Here is a 12,082-nt window from a genome sequence, read left to right on the forward strand (position 1 = left end):
TGAATAAGCTTCCTTGAATAAACACCGCACGAAGTAAATGCGTATGCATTTTCGAGGAGTCTCACGCCTTCCGCTCCAATCAACAGGGTGCCAAAATAGGCAATGCACTTTACTAGAGCCTTAGAAATAAATATTCGCTTAGTTATCTTCCTTTTGCTGCTTTTCCTTTTTTCTTGTAAAAAACGCCTGCGCATCCTGGATTTCTCCCCGGATCAGAGACATTTCTTCATCGAGCCTGAAAGCTGCCTCTGCTGCCCTTTGCAGCCTCATCTGAATGTCTTCAGGAAACTGCCCCTTATATTTATAATTTAGGGAATGTTCAACTGTAGCCCAGAAATTCATTGCCAGCGTTCTAATCTGAATTTCAGCGAGAATTTTTTTCTCTCCTTTGATCGTCTGGACCGGATAGCATATTACCACATGGTAAGAGCGGTAGCCACTTGCTTTTTTATGAGAGATATAATCCCTTTCTTCCACAATTTCAAAGTCGTTTCTCTGTCTTAATAGTTCAACAACCCTTTTTATATCATCGACAAATTGGCACATCATCCTGACACCGGCAATATCCTGCATCTCGGATTCCAATTTATCAAGGGGGATCCCTTTTTGATTCGCTTTATCTAATATACTTGCTATAGGCTTTACCCTTCCGGTAACAAATTCAATCGGCGAATGAGAAGAATCCATTTCAAATTGGCTTCTCATCCCTTTTAACTTAACTTTTAATTCTTCGACCGCCTGTTTATATGGGGCCAAAAATAAATCCCAATGCTTCACCTGCAACACCACCACATCCGAAGTAAAAGAGAGCGGGAGCCTGGAAAAGCACACTAGACATCCAGGCACACGGTTTCTTTAAAAAATATATCTGCCTCTTTATCCCTTTAATAAAAACGCAAGGCGCCCGCCTATTGGTTTATGAACTCGGTCCCTGGGAGCCAGAACTAGCCCCAACTTAAGACCTTGAGCCGATTGCGCCTGAGCTTGACGATTATCCAGTTGAATATTCTCTAAAATGCGCTCTCCACTTTTGCAACCATTTCCTCGCCGTAGTTGCTGTTGCCCCTAATATTTTCTATCAAATCTCCTAATTCCTCATGGAAGCCTTCAAGCAGCAGCTGATCACGCTGATCTGTTACATAGACAGGCAAACGGCCATCGTAAGCAATTTTTAGCTCCGGCCATACAGATTCAGGAAGGGAAATATATGTATAATCTTCGTTATTATCCGCTATGTAAATAAATGACAGATTGTCAGAATCAGCAAGAATTTGCTCTGTTGCTTTCAAACCTGATACAGATCCATCCTCTACCTCTAAAAATAACACATTTTCTTTCATTTCTGTTTTTGCAACTGTTAGTTTTTGTTTCATTTTTCTACCTCCATAGTCATTTCCTATTTTATCGCAGATTAACGGGCAGTAAAAGTCCCACTTATTTGCCTTGCATTTCTAAAAGATGAATCACGGGACTAACTGCCCGTAAAGGCCCGATTGGTTCAACTAACAATCAGTGGGGAATGAAAAATTTCCCCACTGATTGAGTTTCACTTTATCGCAGATTAACGGGCAGTAAAAGTCCCACTTATTTGCCTTGCATTTCTCAAAGATGAATCCGGGACTAACTGCCCGTAAATGCCCGATTGGTTCAACTAACAATCAGTGGGGAATGAAAAAATTTCCCCACTGATTGAGTTTCACTTTATCGCAGATTAACGGGCAGTAAAAGTCCCACTTATTTGCCTTGCATTTCTCAAAGATGAATCCGGGACTAACTGCCCGTAAATGCCCGATTGGTTCAACTAACAATCAGTGGGGAATGAAAAAATTTCCCCACTGATTGAGTTTCACTTTATCGCAGATTAACGGGCAGTAAAAGTCCCACTTATTTGCCTTGCATTTCTCAAAGATGAATCCGGGACTAACTGCCCGTAAATGCCCGATTGGTTCAACTAACAATCAGTGGGGAATGAAAAAATTTCCCCACTGATTGAGTTTCACTTTATCACAGGAGCTTGAAAAATCTCAAAGATTGAAGTCTTGCTTTATGAAAGAGATAATAAAAGAAATAGCTTTTAATTGAGGTGTTAAGCTTGTCTAAAAATATTGAGATTGAATTTAAAAACATGATCACAAAAGATGAATTTTTAACATTAATGAAGTTTTTGGGGATTAATGAACAAGATTTTACCGAACAGGTTAACCATTACTTTGATACACCTGACTTTTCATTAAAATCTCATGGCAGCGCTCTAAGAATTAGAAGGAAAAATGATTCATTTGAAATGACGCTAAAGCAGCCCCACCCGGAAGGACTATTGGAAACGAACGAAAACCTTACAGAGCATGAGATCCAGCAGATATTAGAAACAGGAGAAATTCCTTTTGAACAAATAAAAAAAGCGATCGAGGAAATGGGTGTAGATCCTGATAATTTTCAATACTTCGGCTCACTCTCAACCACCCGGGCAGAAAAAAAATATTTGAACGGACTAGCTGTTTTAGATCACAGCCGCTATTTAAACAAGGAAGATTTTGAGATAGAATATGAAGTGGGCAAAAGAGAAGAGGGCGAAGCCATTTTTCTAAATCTGCTTAAACAGCTAAACATTCCTGTCAGGAAAACCGAAAATAAAATTAAGCGTTTCTATAATGAAAAATATAGACAGCAAAAGGAATCACAATAAAGAATTTTCCTTTTGCCAAGGAGCTTTACTATGAATGTAGATCAAATGAAAATCATGCTTGAATTGCAGGCTCTTCAAGGCTTTAACCATGTAAAGCAAAATCACAACTCAATCCCTTTGTTTCAACAGCTTTTAACAGGTCTTGTATCGGCTAGTTACCAGTCTGCCCCATTCCAAGTTACTGAGGGCCTTGGCACCATTGCTTCCCTGGAGCCTTACTTCAATCTAACTGATCATAATCGTTTGAATGCTCCTGCCCTGCCGCCGGTTAAGCTTACAAAAATTGCCGGATTGCCAACTGGAGATTTCGATGATTTGATTCAAAAAGCATCAGACATGTATAATGTGCCTGCTCATTTAATTAAATCTGTTATCAAACAAGAATCAAATTATAATCCAAATGCCGTTAGCCAGGCAGGTGCTTCAGGCCTGATGCAGCTTATGCCCGAAACCGCCAGGGGCCTTGGCGTAAAAAACATATTTGACCCTGCGGAAAACATATTTGGCGGGGTAAAATATCTTCGCCAAATGATGGACAGGTATGGGGATAATATTGAATTGGCACTTGCCGCCTATAATGCAGGTCCTGGAAATGTAGATAAGTACGGCGGTGTTCCCCCTTTTAAGGAGACACTGAACTACATAAAAAAGATAACCGCATCTTTTATAGCTTGAAAATTGTAGAACAAAGCCGCCTGTTTTTTAGCCAGGCGGCTTTTGCTATGTCCTCGTTAGGCTAATGTTTTATCTTTCACCCGGATTGATGCTATGCTGTTAACTCATACTAAAAGAAAGATTAAGTGACATAACGAGGTCATTTCCGGAGCTGAAGTTCTGCTGTAAGCTATTTGTTTGAGATATAAATGCCTCATTGATAGAATATAAACAGATAACATCATCCAATATTAAATAGGAAGATTTTAATTTAATGAACTAACTCATAAAAGGAGTTTTAAATATGGCCGAGAAAATGCACACTCCCTTCGACGCTATTGGCGAGGAAAAGCTCCACCAGCTTATAGACGCTTTTTACCAGCGCGTAGGACAACACCCTGATCTCGTTCCTATTTTTCCAGATGACCTGACAGAGACAGCCAGAAAACAAAAACAGTTCATGACCCAATATTTAGGGGGGCCTCCATTATATACTTCAGAACATGGGCATCCAATGCTGCGTGCCAGGCACATTCCTTTCCCAATAACGGAAACCCGGGCCCGGGCTTGGCTTTCCTGCATGGATAGTGCAATGGATGAAATTGGGCTAGAGGGTCCTTTACGGGAGGACTTTTTTGCAAGGCTTGTTCTTACGGCACAGCATATGATTAATACACCTGAAAACGATGTGAAAGGTGAAGGCTCGTGAACAAGCGGGAATCATATGAAAAAAAGCAGGTATCCCCACATTGCCACGGCAGTGAGAAAAAGCCAATTGAAGTATATATGTTTGTCGATCCCCTTTGTCCTGAATGCTGGGCACTGGAACCAATCGTTAAAAAGCTGCTGATTGAGTATGGCCGCTATTTTTCAATCAAACATGTATTAAGCGGCCGTTTGGCAACCTTGAATATGGGAAAAAGGCAAAATTACGAAAATATTGCGGATTTGTGGGAAAAAACAGCAAGCCGCTCCGGAATGTCTTGTGATGGAAGCGTCTGGTTCGAGAATCCAATTTCCTCTCCCCACCTTGCATCGGTTGCGATTAAAGCAGCTGAATTGCAGGGCAGAAAAGCGGGGATCAAATTTTTACGGAAGCTTCAGGAGGTTTTGTTTCTTGAGAAACAGAATGTCTCCAACTTTGAGGTACTAAAGGAATGTGCAAAAGATGTCGGTCTTGATGTAGTAGAGTTTGTGTCTGATATTCATTCAGACAGTGCAGCAAAAGCTTTTCAATGTGACTTAAAAATTACTGCTGAAATGGACGTCCAGGAAATCCCTACCCTTGTGTTCTTCAACGAAAATATTGAAGATGAAGGAATCAAGGTTACCGGTTATTATCCTTATGAGATTTATGAGCAGATTCTGGAAGAGATGCTGCCTGCAAAGCCAGAACGATCTCCTCTTCCACCGCTTGAATATTTCTTAAAATATTTTAAACTTGTAGCAAGCAAGGAAATCTCAGTTGTATACGATATGTCAGATAGCGAAGTAAACCGGGAAATGAAGAAGCTGCAGCTAAAGCAAGTAGTTGAACATATTCCGGCTAAGTATGGGAAGTTTTGGAAATATATAGGTTAGCAAAAAAGCTGTGCTGAGTGCACAGCTTTTTCTATTCTTAAAAGCACAAAAGCTCATGGTTTATCTCATGAAAAAAACCATGCAGATTACGAGCACGGCTTTTTTCGGATTATTTATACGAACAAAGGGGATGGGAGAAATTTTTCACGACCAAACAAAGGGGTATATGTTTGCTTGTGATCAACTTCACACCTGTAATATACCATGAAAAAAACAAGCAAAACAATAAGATTGTGTCCTTTTTCACAATATTGTCATAATCAAGTCATGATAGATCGGACAATCGCATAAGATTATACAAAAAGCACTTCTGCGGTGATTATTTAATCTATGAATACAATAAGATAAGGAGGAGAACTAAATGAAAAAACTGCCGATTTTCGTCATGCTTGTCCTCATTTTGCTCTCCTTTATTTTAAATATTTTTGGTTTAATGAAGCTCTTCCCTATTTTCATTACCTCTCCCCTATTATTTGTATCCCTGCTGATCCTTTTATTATATCTGAATGACCGCAAGCGGTTTAAGGGCTTCTAACCACACCAAAAAGGGACCAGAATTTCTGGTCCCTTTTAAATTATGCAAGCAGGCTTTCCATTTCGTTCAGCTTTTCTTCAAAAACTTTGCATGCATCTTCAATTGGCTTGCTGCTTGTCATATCAACTCCAGCTTTTTTCAGAACTTCAATCGGATAATCCGAGCTTCCGGACTTTAGGAACTCAATATACCTGTCGACTGCAGGCTGGCCTTCATCAAGGATTTGTTTGCTTAACGCTGTAGCAGCACTAAAGCCGGTAGCATATTGATATACATAATAATTGTAATAGAAATGTGGAATTCTTGACCATTCAAGACCAATTTCTTCATCAATGACAATGTCTTCTTCCCCAAAATATTTCTTGTTCAGCTCATAATATGCTTTTGTTAGTGAATCTGCTGTCAAAGCTTCATTACTTTGTGCCTTTGTGTGGATCAGATGCTCAAACTCCGCAAACATTGTCTGGCGGAAAACAGTTCCTCTAAAGCCTTCAAGATAATGGTTCAGCAAATATAAACGTTTCTTATCATCATCAATGGTTTTCAGCAAATAGTCATTCAAAAGTGCTTCATTACAGGTAGAAGCAACCTCAGCCACAAAGATTGAGTAGTTTCCATAAGGATATGGCTGGTGTTTGCGAGTGTAGTAACTGTGTACGGAATGTCCAAACTCATGGGCTAGGGTAAACAAATTATTCACATTGTCCTGCCAGTTCATAAGGATATATGGATTGGTTCCATACGTTCCGGAAGAATAGGCACCGCTTCTTTTGCCTTTATTCTCATGGACATCCACCCAACGATTGTCGAACCCCTCTTTTAAGATGCTTAAATAATCCTCGCCGAGCGGTTTTAAACCTTTTAGAATTAAATCCTTTGCTTCATTATAGGGTATCTCCATTTTTACTTCTTTAACCAGCGGGGTGTATAAATCATACATATGAAGCTCATCAACGCCTAAAACCTTCTTCCGCAGTTTCACATAGCGATGCAAAAGATGTAGATTATTGTTGACGGTATTCACTAAATTTTCATAAACACTTTCAGGTATATTATTGGCTGCTAATGCTGCATGGCGTGCAGAATCATAGTTTCGGATCTTGGCGTTGAAATTGTCTTTCTTAACATTGCCGCTCAAGGTGCTTGCAAACGTATTGCGGAACTTTCCGTAAGTATTGTAAACAGCTTTAAAGGCATCGTGGCGGACGCGCTGATCATCGCTTTCAAGAAAGCGGATAAAGCGCCCATGGGTTATTTCAACTTCCTCCCCATTTTCATCATTTATGGACGGAAACTCCAAATCGGCATTATTCAGCATGCCAAATGTATTGCTTGAAGCCCCAAGGACTTCAGATGCCTGAGCCAGAAGCGCCTCCTGCTCAGCAGATAATACATGCGGCCTTTGAAGATTAATTTCCTCAAGGGAATGTTTATATAGCTGTAGTTCTTTCTTTTCTTCTAGAAAACCGCCAATCTTTTGTTCATCAACCGCAAGCAGTTCTGGCACAATATAAGCCAATGTACTGGCAGCTTCCGAGTATAGATTTTTTATCCTGTCATCCATGCCCTGGTAAAAGGAATTTGTCGTATCCTGGTCATAACGCATATGGGCATATGTATACAGCTTGCCAAGGCGTGATAGCAAATGGTCCTGGAACTGCAGTGCTTCATATAAGGTCTCTGCGCTTTCACCAAGCTTGCCCCGATAAGTGCCTGCTTGTGGTATTAGTTTCTCAACTTCTTTATATTCCTTATCCCATTCATCATCAGTGGAAAAAACATCTTCAAGACGCCAAGTATCTTCTGCTGCAATTTCATTTCTTGCAGGAAGTTTTTTTACAGTCGATTCATTTGTCATCTTCATCCTCCATTCAAAAGTCCCAATTTCTAAATCACCATTACTGTATCTTCTCTTTACAGTGAAAAAATCCTTCTTTTATTGGTATTTATTGCTCATTGCTCAATTATTTTATGTTAAATAAGATATTTTCATTAACTCTTATTTAACATAAAAGCCTTCCTTTATACTTTCCACTATGATAGTTCCTTTATCCCGGTAAAAATCTGTTTCCCGCTGAAGCAGCGAGGATTGATTTTCAAATGCTGGATATGGAGCAGCTCTTCTGTAAGATCTTTTCCTGCTCTTACAAGGAACCTTAAGTTAACAAGCAGCTCTGCATATTCTTTCACGGCAAGAACAGCCTCGCCACTGTATACGAGAGGAAGTTTTCTGATTTTAATATCACTTTTCCATACCCTGTTCTGAAAGCATGAAATCATTCTTTCCATAGAAAAAACATCATCCTTCATGAGTACATCTATATGTAAATAACTTTGCCACTGTAAAGGGGATGTTTCAATATAGGGTGCGTGAAAAACCGGGAGGCCAATCTCAGGAGGCAGTAGAGAAGAATTTAGTGAGCGGGAATATAACTCTTGCAAAAATTTATTGCGGAAAGCTCCTGGGGTTTGGGGAAGACCATTTTTCGCTTGCCGAATCACCCTTTGCCACTCATATTGATTTAGATTGCTGTGGAGACGAGGTGGTTTAAATAATATTTCCAAGCTGGCTTGACTCAATGCCTTTATTTCAAGGTTTGCAAAAGTGTTTCTTACTGTAAATGGAATAATCTGATGAATATTGATGAAAGACTTATTGATAGGACAAAAAGAAGGAATTACCCAATTGCCTGAAGCTGTTTTGCGAAGAAATAAATAGTGGAAACCAGATAAAGATATTTTACTTTTTCCTATTCGCCTTAAATTTTTTCCTGCCAGTATCCATATAGGAATGATACCCGATTTAATGTACGCCTCTGAACGTTTTGTAAACAATGCCTCAGAAATGATTGAACACTGATACTCAATAGCATAATCTGCTCCTCCATACTTGACGCCAATATCCGGTCTTTGAGATATGTTGGGATAATAAGGTTCAAGAACCGGATTTAGCCCTTTTTCTTTCAGCCAGCCAAATAAAAGAAGTTTGCCGTTAATATGATAATCCGACTCCCTTTCATAGCTTTCTGGACATTCCGATCCCTTTTTGTGGCTAAAATGGGGAATGCGCTTTGTCCCAATTTTCAAGACAACCTCTTCGCTGCATTCAGGACAAAAAAATGCTTTCCGTATCCTAAGTTCTCTTAACGTCAGGAGATTATGCTTTTCAAATAAATTTACTCGTTCTCCTCCTTCTGTGTTTGCAACTAACAAATAATCAACTCCTTTCCTAACATTGCAATTTCTCCATTTTGCTCCCAAAATCCTCTCTACTCATTAAAAATAAATTCACCTTTTTAAATTAAAATCGAATAACCTTGCCTATTGTAATGATTCCATCAAAAGGCTTTCTTGCATTTTCGAAAGGATCTCACGCCTTCCGTTTCAATCAACTCGGTGGATAAACAGAGTTTAAACAACAAATTTTACGAAAACAGCCAAATTAAAAAAACCGATTCCAAAAATGAAATCGGTTTGAATTATTTAAAATGCTTTCTTAAGTGTGCGAAGACATTTTCTTCAATAATCAACTTTCCGTACTCTATAATACGGTGTATCGTCGTGCTTGTTTCTTGCCCATATTCGAGGAGAATGCTTAGCATGTTATCTATGTCATCTTCTTCAAAGAGATCTTCCGGAAACTCTGCGAATAAATAGTACTTCCCTTCAAAGGAATATAACTTCGTGTTTATGGAATCTAGATTGGTTCTTTTTGATAAAGATATAATATCCTCAAAATCTTTAAAAGTTAAAAGAAATTCCAGATCACCCTCGTATCCTGAGTCATCATCTGATTTGCGGAAGTGATGATCAAGCATTTCCTCTATATGTTCATCAACAGGCAAGTCTTTCACTTTTTCATCAGGAACAGGAAGTTCAAATTTTTGCCCATCCTTGGAAAGCTGAGCCTTTGTAACCAAGACCTCCAAGCCTTTATCCAAAGCCTGAACCTGTATCCAAAGCGGACCTTCCACAAGAAATTCTTCCTCCTGATGGACCTCATCCATCATTTCCCAAAAGAGTTCTTCACTCCGTTCACGATTGTACCAAATCTCTTCACGGTCAAAGCCTCTTTCTTCTATATCAAGATAAGAAATGTAAAATTTAACTGTATGATCATTAATACGTTCGATTTCCATGCAGCAACTCTCCCTTCTGGCTATGATTGAAGGGACAAATACCCCCAGCAGTCATGTGTGTTATCCATTTACCCATAAATCAATTGGTTAATCCCCATTTAAAAGAAGGTAAAGTGTATTTTGTACCTTGTACTTTCATTTTATGACAAAATAAGAATAAAGGGAATTAAAAAGTCATATCTTTAATAAAACCGTTATATGCCTATTACAATAGGCTGAAATTAATGCATTTTTTAGCATATGCCAATAATGAAATAACATCTATGGTTTTTTATATATTCTATTATTATATCCATTTTCCTTGTTATTTTTCACATGATAATAAAAAAGACCCCTTTCTGCAAGCAGAAAGAAGTCCAGATATTAAAATTAGTTAACCATGCGCTGTGCTTCACGCAGCTGGTAAGTTCGAACCTTTCTCGGCAGGAAACGTCTGATTTCATCTTCATTATATCCAACCTGCAGACGTTTTTCGTCAATGATGATTGGACGGCGAAGAAGTCCAGGGTTTTCTTTAATAAGCTCGAACAAATCTTGTAAAGGCATTGTTTCAAGGTTCACATCAAGCTTTTGGAATGTCTTGGAGCGAGTAGAAATAATTTCATCTGTTCCATCTTCTGTCATTCGAAGGATTTCTTTAATTTCGTCAATCGAAAGCGGTTCGGAAAAGATATTTCTTTCTTTATAACTAATTTCATGTTCTTCTAACCATGATTTGGCTTTTCTGCAAGATGTACAACTTGGTGAAGTGTATAATGTGACCATTTTACAAATTCACACTCCTTAAATTTAGACATATATAAATCCATTATCTAGATTAATATTTGTTTAATTACATATATTTAGAGCTATCTAAATTAAAATAACTTTAATCAAGTAATTTATATTATTTATTATACAACAAACAAAATCTATTTGGTATAACTTTTTATAAATATGATAAAAGTCTTATACATAAATTAAACAAACCTATTTAAGAATCAAATCTATTATATAAGACGAACCAGCGAGCAAAAAGTTTCATTTTTTATTTAATTTTCCTATTTTATTTCTGAAAGAATCCATCAGCTTGCAGATTCAAGGAAAATTATGTAGAAATAAAAAATTTATATTTTCCAATCTCTTATTAATTACCCATATTTAGCTCGATTAAACCTATAACAATTATTTTTTTATTCTCAATTAATTAATGAAAATGAAAACACAGCCATTTCCAAAAGTGGCTGTGTTTTTCCATCAGATGACTATGTGCTTTTATTGCTTTACTTATAAATCCTCCAAAACATCCTGGCCATTTTTATCTTCTTCAAAAGTTAGAACTTCTTCGACTGGCTGATAAGATTGGCCATAAAAATGCGTGTCCCTATAGGTGTGAATCATTTCATATGTTTTTTTCATTGCTTCATAAATCATTTCTTCACTTTCATTCCCTGGGGACCAATAGAGAATTTCCATTGAGTTAATTTCATTTGTTGCAAGCGATCTCCGGCTGTAACCAATTGATTGGGCATGTTCAAACCCTTCTCTTTTATAAAAACGCAAACGTTTTTCTGTATCGGTATCTTCATAATCAACTGGCTCAACTTCTAAAATTATAGGCTTTCCCTTTACTTTTAGCTTTTCAAGCAATTTATGGCCCAGCCCTTGGCCACGGGCGTCTTTTGATACAAATAAATAATCAATAAAAACAAAATTGTCGAGCTCTACATACATTAGGACATGGTGTGGGCCTTCATCCTTATGATAAATGTCCGAACGTTCCTTTAAAAGTGTTTCCATATGATCTTTCGATTTCATTTCCTCTATAGGGAAATACTGATTCAATTTTTCATACCAATGCATGGATCTGCTCCTTTTCTGCTTCCCAAACCTTAGGTTTGGTGGCGCAAGTATTTATTCCAGCATGATAAGCTCCCAGCTTTCTTTTCCATAGAAGTGCTGTTAGAAAGGATTTTCTTAATGCTCTGTTAAAGCTTTTTGCTAATTTATCCACTAAGCTGATTGGAGTGAGTCTCCCAATCCTTGGAACTGCATTCGCATTTACTTCATGCAGTGAGGAAGCTCATCGCACGCCCCACGCCCGCTATGTGTCTGGAGCGGAATCAGCAGCCCCATTTTACAGAGCCCTTCCTTAATTAGGATACATCCTGTCAGATTAAGTATTTGTGGATTTCCCCCTTTTAATACAAGAAAATTTCGAATAAAATAAGGATAGGGGATGTTTTATAAATAATCACAGGAAACTGTGAAAAGAAAGATGGAGGTTTATCATGATTGGTTACATAACAGACTTAACAATTGTTGCTTTGCTCATAATTGGATTTACTGCCTTATTAGGTGTACTTACTAATGGTATTGGAGAAAAGTTTTTTGGCGGTAAAAATAAATCCCAATTCGTGGATCAATCTGCAAAAGTACAGACTGGATGGAAAAGCGTAGGCGGAAAGAAAAAGTAAACTCCGATATGCCCATATACTATGATACCGC

13 protein-coding genes are annotated in these 12,082 nt (G+C 38.1%); 6 read left to right on the forward strand and 7 right to left on the reverse strand.

The window, feature by feature from the left end:
• Nucleotides 1-138: 138 nt before the first annotated feature.
• Together yjbM and AC3ZVC_RS23060 are read right to left on the reverse strand one after the other, a co-directional pair.
• Complete coding sequence (gene yjbM / locus AC3ZVC_RS23055; RefSeq protein ID WP_144546637.1) at nt 139-777, reverse strand: GTP diphosphokinase; 639 nt, start codon at nt 775-777, stop codon at nt 139-141.
• A 233-nt stretch (nt 778-1,010) separates the two neighbouring features.
• The gene (locus AC3ZVC_RS23060) at nt 1,011-1,373 is read right to left on the reverse strand and encodes a UPF0738 family protein (RefSeq protein ID WP_490065409.1); all 363 of its coding nucleotides are present in this window, start codon (nt 1,371-1,373) and stop codon (nt 1,011-1,013) included.
• Between the two features lie 719 nt (nt 1,374-2,092).
• Between AC3ZVC_RS23060 and AC3ZVC_RS23065 the strand changes: the two genes are divergently transcribed.
• The 5 genes from AC3ZVC_RS23065 to AC3ZVC_RS23085 all read left to right on the forward strand — a co-directional run bounded on the left by AC3ZVC_RS23065 (nt 2,093) and on the right by AC3ZVC_RS23085 (nt 5,456).
• Nucleotides 2,093-2,686: a CYTH domain-containing protein gene (locus AC3ZVC_RS23065; protein WP_490065410.1), complete on the forward strand. Its 594-nt coding sequence runs from the start codon at nt 2,093-2,095 to the stop codon at nt 2,684-2,686.
• A 30-nt stretch (nt 2,687-2,716) separates the two neighbouring features.
• Nucleotides 2,717-3,361: a lytic transglycosylase domain-containing protein gene (locus tag AC3ZVC_RS23070; RefSeq protein ID WP_490065411.1), complete on the forward strand. Its 645-nt coding sequence runs from the start codon at nt 2,717-2,719 to the stop codon at nt 3,359-3,361.
• 283 nt (nt 3,362-3,644) lie between these two features.
• Nucleotides 3,645-4,049 (forward strand): globin domain-containing protein, encoded by a 405-nt coding sequence (locus AC3ZVC_RS23075; protein WP_490065412.1) that lies wholly within the window; start codon nt 3,645-3,647, stop codon nt 4,047-4,049.
• Nucleotides 4,046-4,921, forward strand: coding sequence for a ClpXP adapter SpxH family protein (locus tag AC3ZVC_RS23080; RefSeq protein ID WP_490065413.1), 876 nt, complete (start codon nt 4,046-4,048; stop codon nt 4,919-4,921). The genes AC3ZVC_RS23075 and AC3ZVC_RS23080 overlap by 4 nt, the downstream gene beginning before the upstream one ends.
• Nucleotides 4,922-5,282: 361 nt before the next feature.
• Nucleotides 5,283-5,456: a hypothetical protein gene (locus AC3ZVC_RS23085; RefSeq protein WP_490065414.1), complete on the forward strand. Its 174-nt coding sequence runs from the start codon at nt 5,283-5,285 to the stop codon at nt 5,454-5,456.
• A gap of 40 nt (nt 5,457-5,496) precedes the next feature.
• Here the strand turns inward: AC3ZVC_RS23085 and pepF are convergent, their stop codons facing one another.
• From pepF to AC3ZVC_RS23110, 5 genes are all read right to left on the reverse strand, one after another.
• Nucleotides 5,497-7,314: an oligoendopeptidase F gene (gene pepF / locus AC3ZVC_RS23090; protein WP_490065415.1), complete on the reverse strand. Its 1,818-nt coding sequence runs from the start codon at nt 7,312-7,314 to the stop codon at nt 5,497-5,499.
• Between the two features lie 176 nt (nt 7,315-7,490).
• Nucleotides 7,491-8,669 carry a competence protein CoiA gene (locus AC3ZVC_RS23095; RefSeq protein WP_490065416.1) on the reverse strand — a complete coding sequence of 393 codons (1,179 nt, stop codon included), beginning with the start codon at nt 8,667-8,669 and terminating at the stop codon, nt 7,491-7,493.
• Nucleotides 8,670-8,935: 266 nt separating this feature from the next.
• Nucleotides 8,936-9,595, reverse strand: a complete 660-nt coding sequence (gene mecA / locus AC3ZVC_RS23100) for an adaptor protein MecA (protein ID WP_490065417.1) — start codon at nt 9,593-9,595, stop codon at nt 8,936-8,938.
• A 369-nt stretch (nt 9,596-9,964) separates the two neighbouring features.
• Nucleotides 9,965-10,360 carry a transcriptional regulator SpxA gene (gene spxA / locus AC3ZVC_RS23105; protein WP_214725434.1) on the reverse strand — a complete coding sequence of 132 codons (396 nt, stop codon included), beginning with the start codon at nt 10,358-10,360 and terminating at the stop codon, nt 9,965-9,967.
• A 501-nt stretch (nt 10,361-10,861) separates the two neighbouring features.
• Nucleotides 10,862-11,437, reverse strand: a complete 576-nt coding sequence (locus AC3ZVC_RS23110; RefSeq protein WP_490065418.1) for a GNAT family N-acetyltransferase — start codon at nt 11,435-11,437, stop codon at nt 10,862-10,864.
• Between the two features lie 428 nt (nt 11,438-11,865).
• On the opposite strand from AC3ZVC_RS23110, the gene AC3ZVC_RS23115 reads away from it, so the two are divergent.
• Nucleotides 11,866-12,051: a hypothetical protein gene (locus AC3ZVC_RS23115; RefSeq protein ID WP_490065419.1), complete on the forward strand. Its 186-nt coding sequence runs from the start codon at nt 11,866-11,868 to the stop codon at nt 12,049-12,051.
• Nucleotides 12,052-12,082 lie beyond the last annotated feature (31 nt).

The sequence above is a fragment of the Cytobacillus sp. C11.1 genome (genome assembly GCF_058145115.1).

Bases quoted from the DNA above. Each gene is read 5' to 3' on its own strand.
- AC3ZVC_RS23060 (WP_490065409.1), bottom strand. From the start codon at position 1,373: ATGAAACAAAAACTAACAGTTGCAAAAACAGAAATGAAAGAAAATGTG.
- AC3ZVC_RS23070 (WP_490065411.1), top strand. From the start codon at position 2,717: ATGAATGTAGATCAAATGAAAATCATGCTTGAATTGCAGGCTCTTCAA.
- AC3ZVC_RS23075 (WP_490065412.1), top strand. From the start codon at position 3,645: ATGGCCGAGAAAATGCACACTCCCTTCGACGCTATTGGCGAGGAAAAG.
- AC3ZVC_RS23085 (WP_490065414.1), top strand. From the start codon at position 5,283: ATGAAAAAACTGCCGATTTTCGTCATGCTTGTCCTCATTTTGCTCTCC.
- pepF (WP_490065415.1), bottom strand. From the start codon at position 7,314: ATGACAAATGAATCGACTGTAAAAAAACTTCCTGCAAGAAATGAAATT.
- mecA (WP_490065417.1), bottom strand. From the start codon at position 9,595: ATGGAAATCGAACGTATTAATGATCATACAGTTAAATTTTACATTTCT.
- spxA (WP_214725434.1), bottom strand. From the start codon at position 10,360: ATGGTCACATTATACACTTCACCAAGTTGTACATCTTGCAGAAAAGCC.
- AC3ZVC_RS23110 (WP_490065418.1), bottom strand. From the start codon at position 11,437: ATGCATTGGTATGAAAAATTGAATCAGTATTTCCCTATAGAGGAAATG.
- AC3ZVC_RS23115 (WP_490065419.1), top strand. From the start codon at position 11,866: ATGATTGGTTACATAACAGACTTAACAATTGTTGCTTTGCTCATAATT.